Here is an 18,692-nt window from a genome sequence, read left to right on the forward strand (position 1 = left end):
AGCCCCGGTTTCCCGGGGCTTGCAACGTACAATCCATAAGTTAAGTTAAAAAGGAAATTAATATTCCCCATTTTAATCTGTTCCATCAGTACTGTTATTTAAAACAGATGACAGTGTGGAGGATTCGGTGAATTTCACGCCGCTCGAAGTATTTGATGAAATAGTTATTTTACCGTCTTTGGAACGATAGGCGCCACCGGCTTTTATTTCGGGGAGTGCGGAAATCCCTTCGAACTTTAAAGCCTTTCCGACGGTTAAGTCATCTCCGGTTGGCGCACCTTCCCATGTACCGGCAGTTGCTTCCGCCTGAGCGGATTTGAGCGCCAACTCCACGGTCTGTGCGTTAGCCGCATCAACGTTTTTGTTCGCAGTTGAAATGACGTTGCTGACAGTCGGAATGGCGACGGCCGCTAAAATGGCGAGGATGGCGATGACAATGACGAGCTCTACAAGGGTAAAGCCTTTTTTATTTGTTTTTCTCAGGGTTTTTACCATATTCGTCCTACCTCTTTTTTGTTTAATTTTCGATTCCTGTTTTCTTAAGTTCGATTATAAAACCGATTGTTTTTTCTGTCAATAAACTCCGTGAATTTACAAAAAAATGTTTTTTATAAAGGGATTTTCTCCCTAAATTATCAAAATTCGCCATTCGCTGAAAATTCTTGCGCTCTTCCCGCAATCAGGCTATAATCAAAATGATTCTGAAAGTGAGGTGCGGGCGGATGAAAACAGGTTCCAAACGGGGCGCTGCCCTGGCATATGTCATCGTGGTTTCGGCGGCTCTGATGATTTTGGCGTCCGCTCTGGTTTTCAGCGCCAAATTCAACCTGGATTCCGCCACGGACAGCCTGGAAGGCCGTCAGGCCTACCTCGACGCAAAATCCGCTATAGAATACGGCCGCGCGTATGTGCTGCGGAATCCCGATACCGGCGACTTCACCGTTTTAAAGACCGCCGAAGGTCCGGGCTTTGAAATCGGTCCCGCCGGGGAATCCAACGCGATCGCTTCTTACGACAACACAGATAAATTGATTACGGCCAGCGCAAAGTACCGTTCTTCCGACCGCGTCAGGAAGCTGGGCTACCAGTTTACGACGGAGGAGGATGAGGGGAGCGGGGGAAGCGGTTCTGTTGCCCATGATTTTCTTGTGGCCAGCAACGGATATGCAGGCAATGAAGTCTTTTATCCCTATAATCCGACGTTTTCGCCAAATTCCACGTCTGTCTACCCGGTGGTTTCTCATCTGCCCCGGCAGACCTCCGGAAATAATGTGCTTACCGCGCCACAGATATATCTTTTGGGACAAAATAACGGGATTTCCATTACTATTTATGATGGAAATCAAGTGACGCTAAAATCCGATTTTATTTATATTGCGGGAGGTATCGATTGTTATAAAGAATCGCAGGGCCCTTATCGGCCGTTAAACCTGAAAACTTACTCAGATAAAAATCAGGGGATTATTTATTTTGGAGAAGATGTAAAGAAAGATGGAGATTTTATTGCTGAAGGAGGAAGATATTATTCCTTTAAGAATAATATCAACCTTTATGATCTAAAACCCGGTGATTTGGAAGAAATAGAAGACGGTACACTTCCGGACGGCATCAATCAGGATGACGTGGATTTTATTGTCGGCAACGAAGAGAACATGATTACAGGGGACAGCTGGGACAACAACCGGGGCTCCAACTGGTGCGGTCAGGGAATTATCACCGGCCTGTTAAAAAATCGTTATAACAGTGGGGTCGGATTTGTACCGCCGTTTGTTTCTTATAAAAAGCAGATAGAAGATACCAATATTAATCCGGGAGAATTATATCGTGCGAACCCAAATTCCAACCATTATAATGATGACGAACAAATTGTTTATTGGTATCTGAATGATGTCGGCAAATGGGGAAACGCTCTCTTGGGAAATAATAACCAAAACAGTGATGAATACTATCTGAATATTTCCAATATTTATTATGCAAAAGAAATCAATCTTCTCTATGTCAACGCCGGTACGAATTTTGAAATTCCGGAATATAAAACAGTGGCCTTTCAATCTGACAGCATTACGCTCAATGTCAGACACAGCGATACGGAAGCAGGCGGCGGGGACAGCCAGCCGAAAATCACGCATTCCGGAAGCGCCGCCCGGTTCATTTTGGAAGCGCAGGACCCCGGCGACGCTGTGCGGCTGCGTATTCCGAACACCCTACAGGTTGAATACAAGGATCAAAATGGAATTGTCCGCAAATATCAGATCAAAGCCGGGTGGTATGAAGTACGGCAGCTGAATCTGTTCAGCGACGACGCGAAGGACTTTTTCAACGATACCGAACCTATAGACGACCCGTCCGGCGGTTCGGGCGGCGGCGGAGGAACGGAGATTACCGGAGGTGTTTATACCGATGGGGAATAGGATGTTTTTAAATTTCAGGAGCAGGAAAGGCACGACCATGGTGGAGGTCCTCGCCGCGGTCGTGATCCTGGCGCTGGTCGTTACGGCGGTGCTTTCGACGATCGGCTTTTCCCAGCGGACGGTCCTTTCCAAAAGCACGGAAAGCGGCGCGGCGGCCCAGGCGCAGGAAATCGCGGACGCGCTTATTACGGAGCTGCACGGCGCGGACGCGGATTCGCTGAAAACCGCCGGGGTCCTCGGGGCGAAATATGTGGAAAACGCGGATTTCCCGGACCCGTCTTCCCCAAACGATCAGCAGTTCACCTTTGTTTCCGTGGAAAAGGACGCGGACGGCATTGAGGGCTATCGGATCAAGGCCGCCGTCTATTTTACGGACGGCAGCGGCCGAAAATGCGTGCAGATGACCGCGTTTTCAGCAAAGGACGGCGGCGCGTCATGAGGAAATTGCGCGGTAAAAAGGGCATGACGCTGGTGGAGTTGATTATCGCGGTGGCCTTTACGGCGATCGTGATCGCGGCCGCGTGCGCCGTGCTGTTCCTCGGCGGCGATTTTTTTAAAAGCGGTACGGTAAGCGCCGCCAACCAGCAGAAGGCGGCTCTTGCGGAAACCTACATCCAGCGGTACGCGTCCACCGCTTTTCAGATTTCTTCGTCAAAGGGCTCGGATGCGGGCGTTGTGTTTACGCTTTCCGGCAATGTGCTGCGCGTCACGAAGCAACCGGCTGACGGCGCGTCTCCGGAGGAGCTCGCCTCCATTGACGGCATCGGGCGGGTGGAATTTCAGGTGGAGGGGACTCTTCTTTCCTATACGATTATATCGAAGGACGGGACCTATCGGCTGGCGGGCGGAACGGTACTGAATAATTGTACCGGCGGCGATGCGACCGACCTGACCGGAAACAGGGAGGAATGCCTTTTTATGGATCTCACCGCTCCTACGTCTTCGGATTGATTCCGGAAATTTCGCAATTTCGGTAAATGAGTAAAGAATTTCTATTTCCCTGCCGGGGTGAATATGCTATAATATGGTAAATAATACCAAAAAATGATGATTTTAAAGGAAATTCATAGCATCATCGTAGGTTGGGAGCAGAAATATGAATGCGAAAAGCATGAAAAAGGCATTGCTGTTTAATGATTTTCTTACATCTCTTTCAGGGGAACCGCTTGGAATAAAGTATAAGCGTCTGGCGCGTATTTTCCACGTTTCGGAATCCACCGTTTCCAAGCTGAGGCACGCAAAGCTGAACAAGATGCCGTCCGCAATGCACCCCGATGTCATCGGCGCCGGTTTTGCTCAGGGGGTGGTACAGTCGTTCGCGACCTCCGGCAGCACCGTCAGGCGCTTTTCGGCGTATGCGCGGATGATCTGCGACAGCTATCTGATTTCAGAAAAGCTGGAAAACGCGGCGTCAGCCCTGGCCGGAGCCGAGCCGGTGGACGACGATGCCGCGAAAAAGCTGTGCACGGCTGAAATCCCCCGGTTTATCCGCTGCTGTTATGAAGAGGCCTACGCCAACTCGGAAATGGATTTTTCCGGCTGCATGGTCTCCCGGTGCCCGGTGCAGTCCGACATCCTTTATCAGAAAATATGCGATGTCATTAACCGAGACACCTTCGATGACGCGAAGCTCAGGCAGCTTTTAAATGTGGTGTACGCGGCGAATATCCGCCGCCAGATCAATACCGTCGTAGACGGAAGGTCCGTGGTGGACCTTGTTGACCGGTTTGTGCAGAATCAGGCGGGCGAACCGTTTTACAATTATGTTCACCGTACGGAAGTGATTTCCATCTCTGAGGACGCCGCGCAAATGGTGCGCACGATCAAAGGGCGCCAGCAGATCGTGCTTCAGACGCTCAGGCCGCAGGAGGTCGTCCTGCGCCAGTCGCTCAATCATTATGTGGATATGCCCGAGGAAGCAATGATCCGAAGTACCTTTCAAAAGTTTACCTGTACCGTGAACCATATTCCGATCGTGAAATATCTCAATCTGCATGAAAACGCGCGTTATACGGGCGCGGAGCAGCTTTTGACCGTCAGGCAGGCGCACGACTATATCGGCGGGACCACCGGTACCGAAGTGGATTTTCGGTTCCGTCTTTATCCGGGTGTGGCGGGGGAAGCCGTGAATATTTCTTATGAATACCGCTTTATTACGCCGTTTATTGAAAATATTTCCTGCAACTACTGCTTTTCCCTGTTTTATCCCTGCAAATTTTTGGAGCATGAATTTGCCCTTGACGCGAAGACAAAGAAAAAATGGGGTGTTCAGGTCAAGCTCTTTACCCCTATGACGACCAGCGCCTGCACCTCCGAATGCTCGGACGAACTCATCGTTCAGAGCGGGGGAACCAGCGACCTGAAAAGAATCACTTTTTATGACTGGGCCATGCCCGGTACCGGCTATTTCCGCAATCTTTACGAGCTGAAATATGCCGGCGGCGGAGAGTGAAAAACAACCGTGGCCAATTGCCCGGTACCTATTGCATGCGCCGTGCATTATCATATATAATAGAAACAACTGCATGAGGGGGAGGCTTTCGGATGTTTTATACGGTCTGTTACAGACGGTATGACGGCAGTGCCCAAAACAGTGCGGTTCTTACGGAAGTGCGGCGCGGCTATCTGACGACCCACAAGAGCAAATCGGGCAAAACCGGCGGCTGTTTGGCCGGAAGGGAGTTCGCCGTCCGCTATAAAATCGGCCCCGGAAAGTTTTCGTGGAGGATGACAAGCGGAAAGACGGTTCTCCAGAGGGCGTACCGCCAGAAATACGGTTATTACATATTGACGCGCAACGGCGCGGGGGAAACCGTCGGCAAAGCCCGGTTCGGCAGGGACCACGCCTGGCTGCAGACCGCCTATTACTTGGGAAATACGGCTCGCCCGGAGGCGGTTTTAAAGCCGAACGGGGGAAACGGACTCGTTTTGCTTCGCCTCGTTCCGGAAACGGGAAGGTACGCGCGCGCGGAGCTTTTCCCAAGCGAAAGCTGCGGCGCGACCGCCCGGCAGAGCCTGGTGAACGCCATCGCGGGCGAGCCGGAAATTTACGCGGAAACGGACGGGGGAGGCTTTTTCTACTGCCCGTTAAAGGAAACGGAACGCCGCATGGCGGTGATGAAGGACCTGAGCGCGGGAAAAGAAAGCGTGATTCCCGAATGGCCCGGCCCCGATCAGGATAAGAAAGAAGAACCGGTTCCTTTTGTCTATATTGAAAACGACCGCCCCGCGCCGGAAAAACCGGCGGCGGGGGCTGCGGCTGTGCCGCTTCCGGCTGCGTCGGTCCCGGCTGAACCGGATTATGCCGCCGACCATGAACTCTACAGCACGGAAAAGCCGACGCCGCCAGCGCCGCCGGCCCGCTATACGGTCGCCGGGAAAGGGCTGAACGGGGGGCCGCAGGTCAGCGATGATCTTTCCCTGCGCGTGGAGCGCGGCACGAAACGCATCGTCATCAGCGCGGAGGAAAGCTATACCTATTTCGGCAAGGTGATCGACGGGCTACGGCAGGGGCGGGGGCGTACCCAGATGCACAACGGCTACACCGCCTATGAGGGGAATTACCTGAACGACAAGCGCGACGGCTTCGGCGCGTATTATTATAAGTCCGGCAAAATCTGTTATGTGGGCGGCTGGAAAGCCAACAAACGCGACGGGGTAGGGGTATCCTACAGCTCCAGGGACGGTTCTATTTTCGTAGGGCGGTGGAAAGACAACATCCCCACCGGCAGCGGGGCGGCTTTCGACGCACAGGGACGGCTGATCTACACCGGGGAGTGGAAAGACGGCCTGCGCCACGGGCACGGCACGGAATACAATCAGGATGGGGAAATCGTCTTTACGGGTGAATTCCGTGAGGACCGGTATTATTCGGGATATAAACGGATTTAGGCGTTGAATGAGGGTGTGGAAATGCGGAGTGTGGAATTGCATCAAATGAACCGCGGCGAATGCGTCGTGCTGTGCGGGGCGGATAAAAACATTTTGATGGCGGACTGCGGGGAAACGGCTTTCGGCGGTGTTTCCGGCCTGATGAAGCGGTACGCGGGCATGACGTCCCGCGGCTTTCTGCTGACCCACTGGCATGACGACGGGCTGCGGGCGCTGGACCGGATTCTCCGGGTCAATCCGAACTATTTTCACAGGATTTATCTGCCGGTTTCTCCCTGCGATAAAAAGGGAAGGCCGCTGATGCTGGAATTTGCCCTGTTTGCGCATGTGTTCCAAAAACAGAAGGAAGGAACTTTTGACCTGAACACCGCCGTGCTGAGGCTTTTGCCGGTTCTCGCGGCGAAAACGGGGGCGGACCGTATTTTCCCTTTACAGGCGGACCGGAGTTTTTGCTTCGACAAAGTGGACTATGACGTGCTGTGGCCCGCCGCACAGGCATTCCCGTTTACAGACCTGTTTTCTTCGGCGGTGGAAAGTATGAACGTCTGCCTGTCCTCGCCGTTCCTGCCCGCGGCGGCGCGGGAATTTCTGCGCCTGAAGGAGCGGTTTTGCGCCGCGTACGCGGCCTGCTGCCGCGTTTCGCCGATGGAACAGGCAAGCATCGGCCAAATGGCGGAGCTGTATGACGAAATGGAACAGCTCGCCCCTCAGCTGCGGGAGCTGCCCCCGGCGCAGGATATCGCGGAAATTCTCGGCCGCCCGACCACACGGGCCGCTTACGCGTTTGAATGCCGCGCGTCGGGCGTGATCTTCCATAACCGGCGCAAAAGCGAGGCCAGCACCGACGACATCCTGATGACCGGCGCGGCGGAACCGGAAAGCATGGACGCGGTGTCCCCCCGGCTTTACGACGGCTATTACATCTTAAAAGCGCCCCAGCACGGCGTTTCCCGCGCGTGGAGCCATATTTTCGGGGAAATCAGCGCCTCTCATATTTTAATGACCCACGGGAATCCTATGGAAAAGGAATCCATTGCAGGCGAATACCTCGATCTGCCCGCCATCCGTCACTGTACGGACTGTACCGGCTGCCCGTGGATGCGGGGCAGCGGGTGCTCCTGCAACCGGCTGAGCTGCTGCTACGAGCTGTCTCCCCCCGGACTGACGATCAAATGCCCCTGCTGCCGGGGCCCGGAAGCTGTCGTTCCCTGCGGAATTCGGGTGATTTCTCCCAATCGGGCGCCTTCGTGCCTGTGCGACGGAAAACCGGCGAATATTAACTGATACTCCCCCGGCCCGGCGCGTCGGAAGGAGTTCGACCCAGCCGGCGCGGAACTCCCCCAGTCGGGCTATCGCCCGCCAGCCCCCTCCGGGAGGGGGCCTAACTCCTGCCTCCCTCCGTGAGGGAGGTGTCGCGCTCGGCGCGACGGAAGGAGTCGGCAAGCACGATCCGCATGGTCCGCCCGGCGCGGCGGAAGGAGTAAAATGGAAAATTCCGGTGCATCATTTTCCTGTTGTTCCAATGTTTTCCATCGTTTTGGGGAAAGATGGCTTGAATCCTGGAAAATCTTAAGGGATTGTGCAAATTTTATTGAAAAATATGTCCATTATCTACTTGACATTGATTACCAAATATCTTATAATCCAATTAAACATATGAGCGGTAGTTGCGGCTGCGGCTATGCCAAACGCATCATTGGCAGAGTGTACCGCAAAATTGCTGCGAGTCAGGGGAGAAAATCTTAACACCCATGGCGAACATGTATGTTAAATTCTCATAGCACACGCAAATACGCAAAACGAACTATTTTAAGGAGGACAAAAAGGATGAAAAAAATCACAGGAAAAGTTGTCTCTCTTGTGCTTGCTTTAGCACTTGTAGTCACCAGCTTTTCGGCAAACTTCGCTTTCGCTGCAAAAAAGAGCGCAAGCGGTACGGTTAGTAGTACTAACCATGATGATGAGATCTACCTCGTAAATGGCGACAAGAATAAGGATGAGGTAGTAGATCTGTATTCCTGGTTGGACGCAGAGCTTGAAACGAAGGATCATCAGGATATTGACGGTGAAAAGATCACTGCGATTTCTCATGCTTCCGGTGACAAGCTGGTCAAATGGAGTTTTGACGACGATGATAGAGCTACACTGGAGTTGAAAGATGTTGACGAGAGCGGTAAAGAAGTTCTTTCCGTTCTGTATGAAGGCACTTACTATGACGATGACGATAACGAAGTCACCGTAAAGGCCAGAAAAGACCTGACAGTCTATGTACTGGACAAAGATGAGCCGGTATTTGGTGTTTACGATTCCGGTTATGCCACCAAGGAAGCCGGTACTGGCGTTGACGAAGTGAAAACTTTTGCACAGACTAAGACTTCCACTCAGCAGATTGCGCTTTACAAAGCGGCACCAGGAACCGATGCAAAGGCCACATATCAACTCTGGACACCATCATTAATCAATGACGATGACGAGCCTGCAACTACCGACGCTGATTTTGCTGTTGAGGTTACGAGTGGTTCAAGCGATGTTGAAATTACAGTGGCAGATCAAATTCTTACTGCGGAAGTAGGAAAAAGAGACAGTAATGGAGACATTACAAAAGACGCGGGGACTACGAATGTTGTCATTACAGCAAAAGCAATTAAGGATAATGGAGACATTTCTGGCGATTCCGATGATAAGTACACCTTAAAGACGAAAATCGAGAAAAAGATTGATGTTGCAAAGGTTTTCCCGGGTTCTACTTCATTCACGGTTGACAAAGACGGCAGCAAAACTGTCTTGACGTCAGATACTGATGTTGAGGATCCTCTTTACGACGATGACGATGTTGTCGTTACAAACTGTGAACTCGTATTCCCGGATAACTCTGATGTAACCGTCAGCGATGGTTCCGTTAAGAAGATTAGTGGTAAGCTTGGTGATTTGGATATCACAGGCGGTTCCGTATCTGAGATTGATGTTGATTCGGCTAATATAGCAATTGACGATGCTAAGGTCGGCGATATTACTATCGATGATGATGCTGCTGCTGCTGTTAATGCAGTTGAAGTAACGAGCGGTAGTGTAGGGGATATCGAAGCTTATAATGTTACAATCGAGGGCGGTACTGTAGGCGCAATCGATGCGGATGGCGAAGTCAATGTTAATGGTAGTGATGAAGAGACTCCTGTTTCCACTGGAAAAATCACTGCTGATACTGTAACTGCTTTTGATGATGATGCAAAAGTTTCAATTAATGGTATCGTCGCGAGCGATGAGGGAGTTATTACCCTCAAAGGTGAAAATGTAACTGTTGGTTCCATTGACTTCGATCATTATGCAGTTACTTTAAACCTTGGCGAAGATGACGAGGAATTTGTTGGAACGATTAAAGCTCCTGCAAATGCAGAAGATGGTACGATTGCTACACAGGAAGAGGATACGAAAGTTTCTGTGACAGGTGCTGTCGATGTTGATACGATTTCTGTTTCTGATGATACTTCAATTACTTTTGATGGTGCTGTAACGGTTGATTCCATTGAAGGTGACGGCATTATTACTATCAAAGCCGGTAGTCTTTATGTAACCGGCGGTGTTTCCGGCGCAACCCTGAAACTTTCCGATACGGCTCTTGCAAATGGCACGACAGTCTTTAAGGCTGACGAAGATACTGTTGAGGAAGACGATTTTGAAACCTATGGTTATACCCTTGAAAAGTCCACAAGCGGGGATGTTGATACCTTTAAGATTGCTTCTCTCAGCTTCGCGGGCATTCAGGTTAACAAAACTTCCTCCAGCATTGCTGTAGGATATTCCGAGACCTTTACTGCCTCCGCTTATCCGGGTGGCACTGCTCTTCCGACTGGCTCCTATGTTGAGTGGGATCTTGACGGAAACGATGAAATCTTTGATGTAACAACCAATGGTAATACGGCGACAGTGAAAGTCCTGAAGACTGATGCGGACTTCGCTTCTGAAAACAAGGCGACCTTAACGGCTACCCTGTATGACGAAGATGGTTATGAGCTGGACGATTACGGCTATGAAGCTACTGTTGACCTGACTGCAACTACAGTTCCGGTTGCTGTTTCCGACACAAATGATGACTTCTCCGTCGCGAAGGGTTCCGCTTATCAGTTCAAGATTACTTCCGCAACTGTTCCGACCTTCACAACCGGTACCGCCGGTGTCTTCAAGGTAGAACTTGCTTCCAAGAACGGCAATGACTACTTCTACAAGATTACCGCGATCGGCAACGTTGGCGCTGCAACGGGTATCTACCTCAACGGCACGAAACTCCTTGTTGCTACTGTAAAAGCTCCTGCTTTCACAACAGACACAACCAAGGACCTGACCGTTAAGGGCGCGTACACTGTTAAGGTTACTGCTGCTGCGACACCGAGCTTTGCTGTCGGCACCGCGGGCGTTTTCAAGGCGGAGTTCGTTTCCAAGAATGGTAACGATTATCTGTACAAGATCACTTCCGTCGGCGCGGTTGGCGCAAAAGCTGGCATCTATGTAAACGGTGTTAAGACCTTTGTTGCTACTGTTGGCTAAGTAATCGATTGCACAGACTCTTTTAATCAAATTATTACTATCTCAACAAAATAAGTATAGTTGTATTTGCGTAGCGGCGGTTTGGGCGAAAGCCCAGGCCGCCGCTTTGTGCTGCTCTTTTAAAAAGTAAGCGTACCGGCTGCATGTTGGCGGCGCAATGATACGATACTTTACAAGGATTGTTTTCTTACTGTCACTTGAAAAAACAGGCGGGATAACGTAAAATAGAGATATTATAAAAACGCAGGGGAACGGTAAAATGATATTCAGCAGCTTGTTTTTTATTTTTGTTTTCTTACCGGTGGTTCTAATTACTTATTTTCTTGTACCGCGCAAGTTTAAAAACTTGTGTTTGTTTCTTTTCAGCCTGATTTTTTACGCGTGGGGGGAACCTGTCTACGTTTTCCTGATGCTCTTCACTACGGTTTTCGATTACATTGCCGGGTATTTTATCAGCAAATACCGTGATGAAAAGGCAAAAGCCCGCGTTTTTTTAATCATCAGTATTTGTGTCAATTTAGGATTGCTTGGCTTTTTCAAATATTCCGGGCTGCTGGTGGAAACCTTTAACTCGGTTTCCGGTTTTTCTGTGCCGCTGCCCGCGGTTGCGCTGCCGATCGGCATTTCCTTTTATACGTTTGAATCGCTTTCCTATTCCATTGATATTTATCGCGGGGAAGCGCCGGCGCAGCGCAATATCATTGATTTCGGCGCGTATATTTCCTTTTTCCCGCATCTGGTCGCCGGGCCGATCGTGCGTTATGAAGATTTGGCGGAGCAGCTGCAGAACCGGCAGGAAACGCTGGAAAAATTCACCTCCGGCGGCAGGCGGTTTCTGGTCGGCCTCTTTAAAAAGGTGCTGCTGGCAAACAACCTCGCGATGCTTGCCGACAAAGTGCAGTATCTGGGAAATCCCAGTACGCTGACCGCGTGGCTCGGCGCGCTGGCTTTCACTTTCCAGATTTATCTTGATTTTTCCGGTTATTCGGATATGGCGATCGGCCTTGCCGGGATGTTCGGCTTTCAGATTCCCGAAAATTTTCGGTATCCGTATATTTCCCGCAGCGTTTCGGAATTTTGGCGTCGCTGGCATATTACACTGGGGACCTGGTTCCGCGAATATGTTTACATTCCTCTCGGCGGCAACCGCTGCTCCACAATGAAAAATGTCCGTAACCTTGCGATCGTCTGGGTGCTCACCGGAATCTGGCACGGCGCCAGCTGGAATTTTGCGATGTGGGGCGCTTATTACGCGGTTCTGATCATCTGTGAGAAGCTGTTCCTTCAAAAATGGCTGGACAGGATTCCGGCGTTCTTTCAGTGGTTATACAGCTTTTTAGCCGCGGTGATCGGATGGGTATTCTTTTCGTATCTCGACATTCGGAAAGCCTTTGGGGTGCTTGGGGCGATGTTTGGATTCGCACCCGGCGCGGACAAATTGGGCGTCTATTCTTTGGTTACCTGTGCGCCCTTGCTGATCATTGCGGCGCTCTGCAGCTCAACATTGGTCGCTGATTGGACGGAAAGGCTTCGCAAAAGCGGAACGCCGGGAAAAATTGTCTGGAGCCTTGGCTTTCTCTGCCTTTTCGTGATGTCAATGACCTTTTTGATCGATAATTCTTACAATCCGTTCCTGTATTTCCGCTTTTAGTGAGGATTCCATTTTCTGTTCCGTCAGCCGGACAGAAAGCTGATTTCCGCGATATCGTGATAAGAATCACATCGGTGTTTTAAGGGGATAACATGAAATTATTTCGGAATATAAAAGAAAATATGAAAAAATGCGAGCCGGAAGCCGCCGCCGTCACGGTGGTTCTGCTAACGACGATCCTGATCGGAGCCGTGTACCTGATCTTTGCTCCGAAACAGGACTTTTCAGAGGACGAAAACCGTGTTCTGGAGTCAGCCCCGAAAGCGACGCTGGCCACCCTTGCGAACGGTTCCTTTATGGATTCCATAGAGAGCTACGTCGGCGACCATTTTATGTTTCGCAAGGCGTCGATTGCGCTCAATACCCGTATACAGCTGACGATGGGGAAGCGGGATCTCGGTTCCAATTACGGCCGGACCCCTGCGGAAGGCGGCGTGTATTTCGGAAAAGACGGCCATCTTTATGAAGTGCTTTTGCCTGACCGCACCGATACCTTTACACGCAATATAGCGGCAATCCGCCTCTTCGCGAAAAAAACGGGCCTCCCGTTCTATTTTATGCCCGTGCCTTCCGGCGCGCAGGAGCAGCGGGACAGGCTTCCTTTTTCCGCGCCAAGCCACGACCAGCGTGAGGAATTCAACGCCATTCAGGCCGGCGCGGGGGAGAATACAAAGGTGATCGATCTTTTTGATACGCTGAGCGACCGGACAGGGAACGATTACTATTATAAGACAGATCACCATTGGAACACTTTCGGCGCCTATCAGGGCTACGAGGCGCTTGCAAAGGCTATGGGTATCCGGCCGACTCCGCAGGAAGATTTTGATTTTGAAGCGGTTTCGGACTCCTTTCTGGGAACACTGTATTCCAAAGCGATTTTGACCACACAGGAGCCCGACGTGCTGTATCTGCCGGTATATAAAAAGACGGCTCCGTTGACACAGCAGACCGGAAAGCAGCAAAGGGACAGCCTTTACTGGAAAGAATACCTGGAGAAGAAAGATAAATACTCCGTATTTCTCGGCGGAAACCACAGTGTCGACGTCGTAAAGAGCTCTGCGGTAAGCAATGGCAGAAAGCTGCTGATCATCAAGGATTCTTACGCGAACAGCATGGTGCCCTTTTTGGCGACAAATTTTCAGGAAATCCATATTATCGATCCAAGATATTACAATCAGGATATTTATGACTATATTCAACAAAATGCAATCACTGATACGGCTGCGGTTTACAGTATTAAGCAGCTTTGTGATGTATTAGTGGCGAATAAGTTGAGCCCGCGGTAAAAACAGTGATTGACAAATCACGAAAAATTGATACAATATTTTTAGTCATATTTACAAAATAGAAAATCTGATTATTAGGAATATTAAAAATAAATTTTAAGAAAGGTTTGGTTAGTGTGCAGGCGTTCCAGCATATTGTAAAGGATGAGGTGGGGCTTCATGCAAGACCGGCGGGGCTCCTTGTGAAATTGGCGTCTTCCTGTTCATCGGACATCAGCATTACGTTTCATTCCAAGAAAGTAAGCGCAAAGAAATTATTTGCCGTTATGGGCCTTTGCGTAAAGAAGGACGATGAAATCACCGTTACGGTTGAGGGTGAAAATGAGGAGGCGGACTGCCTGAAAATCAAAGAATTTTGTGAACAAAATCTGTAAGGCTGGTGGTAAGATGAAAAAAATACACGGAGTCGCTGCATCAAAGGGTTACGCAATTGGAAAACTGACCCTTTGTGTCAATATTGACGATCATATTCAAAAAAAGAGTATTACGGACGTTTCTGCGGAATTGTCCCGGCTTGACTCTGCCAAAGACGCGGCGGTAGAGGCACTCAACGCAATCTACAAGAAAGCGCTCAAGCGTGTTGGAGAAGCAAATTCCATGATTTTTCAGATACATATCATGATGCTTCAGGACGAGGATTATTTCAACACGATTCAGGACGCGATCAAGAATGACAAAGTGAACGCCGAATACGCCGTATGGCAGGCGGGCAGGCAATTTTCCGAGATGTTCGCGCAGATGGACGACGAATATATGCGCGGCCGCGCGGCGGACGTTGTCGATATCTCCAAGAGGCTGATCCGCAATCTTGACGAGACCCTTGCCAATGGACTGGACTGCCTGACCGACCGGTCGATTGTCGGCGCGGTTGACCTGATGCCCAGCGAGACCGTACAGATGGATAAGGACCTGGTCCTTGCCTTTGTCACGCGCGAAGGCTCCAAAAGCTCCCATTCGGCCATTCTGGCCAGGACGATGGGAATTCCCGCCGTGGTTGGGCTTGCGGGCGGATACGGCGAGCTGACGGACGGAGCCTCCATTATTGTAGACGGCGCCGCGGGAGACGTTATCCTTGAGCCGGATGAGCAGACGCTTGAGGAGTACCGGAAGAAGCAGCAGGAGTTTGAAAATTATCAGCATGAGTTAAATCTGCTGAAAGGAACCAAAGCCGTTACAAAGAACGGAACGGTCATTGAAATCAACGCGAACATCGGCCATCCGGAAGATGTCTCCATGGTATTGGAAAACGATGCGGACGGCATCGGCCTTTTCCGGAGTGAATTCCTGTATATGGAAAGCAAGAACTTCCCCAGCGAGGAAGATCAGTTCAAGGCCTATAAAAGGGTGCTGGAAAAAATGGGCGGAAAGCGCGTGATTATCCGTACGCTGGATTTGGGCGCGGATAAACAGGTGCCTTATCTTGACATCCCTCACGAGGAAAACCCCGCGATGGGCTACCGCGCGATCCGTATCTGCCTGGATCGTCAGGAGCTTTTCGTTACCCAGCTCAGAGCGCTGATCCGGGCTTCCGCTTTTGGAAAGCTGGCCATTATGTTCCCGATGATTATTTCGGTTGACGAGGTAAAACAGATCAAGAAAATTGTGGAGAAGGTCAAAAAGGATCTGACCGCGGAGAAGATCGCGTTCGCTCCGGATATTGAGATGGGAATTATGATCGAAACGCCTGCTTCGGTCATGCTGAGCGATCTGCTTGCGAAGGAAGTCGATTTCTTCAGCATCGGCACCAACGACCTGACGCAGTACACGCTGGCCGTCGACCGTATGAACCATACCATTTCCAAGATGTTTGATTCGCGCCATCCCGCAGTGCTGCGCATGATTGAGAAGACGGCGGAGAGCGCAAAGAATGCCGGTATCTGGGTGGGCATCTGCGGGGAATCCGCCGCGGATACTACGCTGACGGAATTCTACGTCAAAATCGGAATCAGCGAGCTTTCAGTTACTCCGTCCGCAGTGCTTGAGCTGCGCAAGGCGGTCCAGCAAGTCGAGTTATAAGATCAAATAAAAGAACAGCCTTCCGTTCAGCTTGAACGGAAGGCTGTTTTGTCATTTTGACAATAGGAAGTTGTACAATTAACGGAATTTCAAAATCCTTGTCGCGTTGATAACGGAAATGATGCAGACGCCCATGTCCGCGAATACGGCCATCCACATGGAGGAGTAGCCGAGAGCGGCGAGGACAAGCACCAGTGCTTTGCAGGCAAGCGCAAAGGCAATATTGAAGCGGATGATCCCCATCGCGCGGCGCGCGATCCGGATGGCGGGCGCCAGTTTGGAGGGTTTATCCAGCGTAAGTACAACGTCGGAGGCTTCGATCGCCGCGTCGGTGCCAAGCCCCATGGCGACCCCGCAGTCGGACGCGGCCAGTACCGGGGCGTCGTTGATGCCGTCGCCGACGAAGATGGTCTTTCCGGTCTCTGTGCGGATGCTTTCCATAATGGATACTTTATTTTCCGGAAGCAGTCCGGCGTGGTACTCCGTAATTCCGCAATCCCCCGCGGCCGCGGCCGCGGAGCTTTCGTTGTCCCCGGTCAGCATGACGATCCGCTTCAGGCCGATTTTTTTCAGCAGCCCGATTCCCTCTGCGGAATCGGGTTTCACGGTGTCGCTCAGCTCTATGCTGCCTTCTACGACGCCGTCAACCGCAATAAAAATGGAGGCGGGGGAGAAGTTTTCCATATTCAGTCCGTTCTCTTCCAGAAGATTTTTGCGGCCGCAGATGACTTTTTTACCGTCCATCACCGCGATAACGCCGTTGCCGGGAATTTCTTCAGCCTGCTCGGCGGGCAGAAGCTCCGCGCCGGCAGCGGCCTTTATCACCGCTTTCGCGGCGGGGTGGGAGCTGTACTGCTCGGCGGAGGCCGCGATCCGCAGAAGTTCGGCTTCGTCCAGACTGCCCAGAGCGTTCACCTTGCTCAGCTTCAGTTCGCCGCTGGTCAGGGTTCCTGTTTTATCGAATACAACCGCGTCGGCCAGCGCAAGAGCCTCTAAGAACCTGCCGCCTTTGATTAAGACGCCGTTTTTGCTTTCGGCGCCGATCCCGGCGTAGAACCCGAGCGGAACCGAGATGACCAGCGCGCATGGGCAGGAGGCTACCAGAAAGACCAGCGCGCGGTAAAGCCAGACACGGAACTCTCCCAGTCCAAACAGAGGGGGAAGAACCATCAGCAGGACGGCCAGCACCATCACCAGCGGGGTGTAGATTTCCGCAAAGCGGGTGATCAGCTTTTCCGCCCTGCCCTTTCGTGCGACGGCGGATTCCACCATGGCAATGATCCGGGAGGCGGCGGAATTCTGAAGGTCGTGCGTTACTTCGACTGTCAGGGGGCCCTGTTCGTTCATCATACCCGACAGGACCTCGGAACCGGCGAAGGCGTCTACGGGAACGCTTTCTCCCGTCAGCGCGGAAGCGTTCAGTGTGGAGGTCCCCGAAAGGACTTTGCCGTCCAGAGGGACCCGCTCGAAGGGATAGACCGCGATGGTGTCCCCGACCCGCACCTCCTGCGCGGGAACGATCGCTTCTTTTCCGTCCCGCACCCTGCGTGCCGTATCCGCGCGGATTTCCGCGAGCTTGCCGATACTTTCGCGGGAACGATCGATCGCCTTGTCTTCAATCATTTCTCCCAGCTGGTACAGAATGGCGACCATTGCCGCTTCCAGGTACTGCCCCAGGCAGAAGGCCGCGACCACCGCGACCGCCATCAGTGTGGTTTCATCCATCCTGAGCTTCAAAAGGGAACGCCAGCCGCTTCTGAATATGCGCCAGCCGGATAAAACAACCGACAGGCCGAACAGGATTCCCGGGATCAGCGGCGGAGCCTGGAAAATGTGTTCCGAAAGAAAGCCCGACGCAAAGAACAGCAGGGAGGATATGATTTCTATTTTAAATCGGTCCGGGTTTTCTTCTTCTTCGTTTTCTTCTCTTTCACAGTGGCTGCATCCGCATCCGCAGGAGGCCAAAGGAGGCTGGGCTTTTTGATCGCCGTGGCCGTCATGGTCGTGCTCCTGCTCATGACACTCCCCGTGTTCAAGGTGTTCGTGCGCACAGCAGGAGCACAGGGGCTCCCGTTGTTCATTCTCGTATTCATGCATGCGGGTTTTCCTCCTTTACGTGGCTTAAGCCCTGTTCAAACAGCAGACGGACATGGTCGTCGTCAAGGGAGTAGAAAGAGGACTTTCCTTCGCGTCTTACCCGCACAAGGTGGGCATTGCGCAGAAGGCGGAGCTGATGGGAAATGGCGGACTGGCCCATGCCCAATACTTCCGCGATATCGCAGACACACAGCTCGTTTTCAAACAGCGCGCAGATGATGCGGACTCTGGTGGTATCGCCAAAGACCTTAAACAATTCCGCAAGGGCGAACAGTGTATCCAGATCAGGCATGCTGTGGAGTGTATTTTCAACAAGATTGGGGTGAATGCATTTTTCTTCGCATAAGTCGGTTATTTCTTCCATTATAATCACTCCTGTTCATATGAACATATATTCATTTGTTTGCTCTATTATATTCCGATTCAACGGTTTATGCAATAGATTTTTAAAAATAAAAAATATTTGAAAATACCCGCCGGGTTTCCTGAAATTTCCGGCCATACGTGTTCCTTGTCGGTGGCCTGTTCCGTATATTTTTTACAAACTCCGCTTTCCATGATCTTTTCTACGCTCCGGGGAATCTATGTACAAAACGCGCATGCAGGCGCAATCTGCCGTATACCGGTCGTTTTGATGCGGTAAGCTCCTGATTTTACAGATAAGGGCCGATCAAGAATAAGATTCCAAATTATGGGAGAAGAGAAGCTGTGCCGCAGCGACCGATCCATTTCCACCGGCCTGTTTTTTGAATATCCGGAAAAAAAATATGCAAAAAATCAGAATATTTAAGACTATTC

15 protein-coding genes are annotated in these 18,692 nt (G+C 51.2%); 12 read left to right on the forward strand and 3 right to left on the reverse strand.

The window, feature by feature from the left end; translation table 11 throughout:
- Positions 1–72: 72 nt before the first annotated feature.
- Positions 73–495, reverse strand: a complete 423-nt coding sequence (locus ACRQV7_RS04325) for a prepilin-type N-terminal cleavage/methylation domain-containing protein (RefSeq protein ID WP_444659599.1) — start codon at positions 493–495, stop codon at positions 73–75.
- A gap of 227 nt (positions 496–722) precedes the next feature.
- Between ACRQV7_RS04325 and ACRQV7_RS04330 the strand changes: the two genes are divergently transcribed.
- From ACRQV7_RS04330 to ptsP, 12 genes are all read left to right on the forward strand, one after another.
- The gene (locus ACRQV7_RS04330) at positions 723–2,411 is read left to right on the forward strand and encodes a hypothetical protein (RefSeq protein WP_444659600.1); all 1,689 of its coding nucleotides are present in this window, start codon (positions 723–725) and stop codon (positions 2,409–2,411) included.
- On the forward strand, positions 2,401–2,850 hold the full coding sequence (locus ACRQV7_RS04335) for a type IV pilus modification PilV family protein (protein ID WP_444659601.1): 450 nt from the start codon (positions 2,401–2,403) through the stop codon (positions 2,848–2,850). The genes ACRQV7_RS04330 and ACRQV7_RS04335 overlap by 11 nt, the downstream gene beginning before the upstream one ends.
- Positions 2,847–3,362, forward strand: coding sequence for a hypothetical protein (locus ACRQV7_RS04340; RefSeq protein WP_444659602.1), 516 nt, complete (start codon positions 2,847–2,849; stop codon positions 3,360–3,362). Before ACRQV7_RS04335 ends, ACRQV7_RS04340 begins: the two co-directional genes overlap by 4 nt.
- A 145-nt stretch (positions 3,363–3,507) precedes the next feature.
- A complete protein-coding gene (locus ACRQV7_RS04345) occupies positions 3,508–4,863 on the forward strand; it encodes a hypothetical protein (RefSeq protein WP_444659603.1) in 1,356 nt (451 codons plus the stop codon).
- Between the two features lie 92 nt (positions 4,864–4,955).
- Complete coding sequence (locus tag ACRQV7_RS04350; protein ID WP_444659604.1) at positions 4,956–6,302, forward strand: hypothetical protein; 1,347 nt, start codon at positions 4,956–4,958, stop codon at positions 6,300–6,302.
- A gap of 30 nt (positions 6,303–6,332) precedes the next feature.
- Positions 6,333–7,586: a hypothetical protein gene (locus ACRQV7_RS04355; protein WP_444659605.1), complete on the forward strand. Its 1,254-nt coding sequence runs from the start codon at positions 6,333–6,335 to the stop codon at positions 7,584–7,586.
- A gap of 201 nt (positions 7,587–7,787) precedes the next feature.
- Complete coding sequence (locus ACRQV7_RS04360; RefSeq protein ID WP_444659606.1) at positions 7,788–8,048, forward strand: hypothetical protein; 261 nt, start codon at positions 7,788–7,790, stop codon at positions 8,046–8,048.
- Between the two features lie 81 nt (positions 8,049–8,129).
- Positions 8,130–10,844: an Ig-like domain-containing protein gene (locus tag ACRQV7_RS04365; RefSeq protein WP_444659607.1), complete on the forward strand. Its 2,715-nt coding sequence runs from the start codon at positions 8,130–8,132 to the stop codon at positions 10,842–10,844.
- A 346-nt stretch (positions 10,845–11,190) separates the two neighbouring features.
- Positions 11,191–12,495, forward strand: a complete 1,305-nt coding sequence (locus tag ACRQV7_RS04370) for an MBOAT family O-acyltransferase (protein ID WP_329494215.1) — start codon at positions 11,191–11,193, stop codon at positions 12,493–12,495.
- A 92-nt stretch (positions 12,496–12,587) separates the two neighbouring features.
- Complete coding sequence (locus tag ACRQV7_RS04375; protein ID WP_444659608.1) at positions 12,588–13,781, forward strand: DHHW family protein; 1,194 nt, start codon at positions 12,588–12,590, stop codon at positions 13,779–13,781.
- Between the two features lie 116 nt (positions 13,782–13,897).
- Positions 13,898–14,155 (forward strand): HPr family phosphocarrier protein, encoded by a 258-nt coding sequence (locus tag ACRQV7_RS04380; protein WP_275712981.1) that lies wholly within the window; start codon positions 13,898–13,900, stop codon positions 14,153–14,155.
- Positions 14,156–14,168: 13 nt separating this feature from the next.
- Complete coding sequence (gene ptsP / locus ACRQV7_RS04385; protein WP_444659609.1) at positions 14,169–15,797, forward strand: phosphoenolpyruvate--protein phosphotransferase; 1,629 nt, start codon at positions 14,169–14,171, stop codon at positions 15,795–15,797.
- A 78-nt stretch (positions 15,798–15,875) separates the two neighbouring features.
- Here the strand turns inward: ptsP and ACRQV7_RS04390 are convergent, their stop codons facing one another.
- Positions 15,876–17,894: a heavy metal translocating P-type ATPase gene (locus ACRQV7_RS04390; protein ID WP_444659610.1), complete on the reverse strand. Its 2,019-nt coding sequence runs from the start codon at positions 17,892–17,894 to the stop codon at positions 15,876–15,878.
- Positions 17,887–18,258 carry an ArsR/SmtB family transcription factor gene (locus tag ACRQV7_RS04395; RefSeq protein ID WP_444659611.1) on the reverse strand — a complete coding sequence of 124 codons (372 nt, stop codon included), beginning with the start codon at positions 18,256–18,258 and terminating at the stop codon, positions 17,887–17,889. Before ACRQV7_RS04395 ends, ACRQV7_RS04390 begins: the two co-directional genes overlap by 8 nt.
- Positions 18,259–18,692: the final 434 nt, after the last annotated feature.

The sequence above is a fragment of the Caproiciproducens lactatisolvens genome, assembly GCF_052443335.1.
Taxonomy (GTDB): domain Bacteria; phylum Bacillota; class Clostridia; order Oscillospirales; family Acutalibacteraceae; genus Caproiciproducens.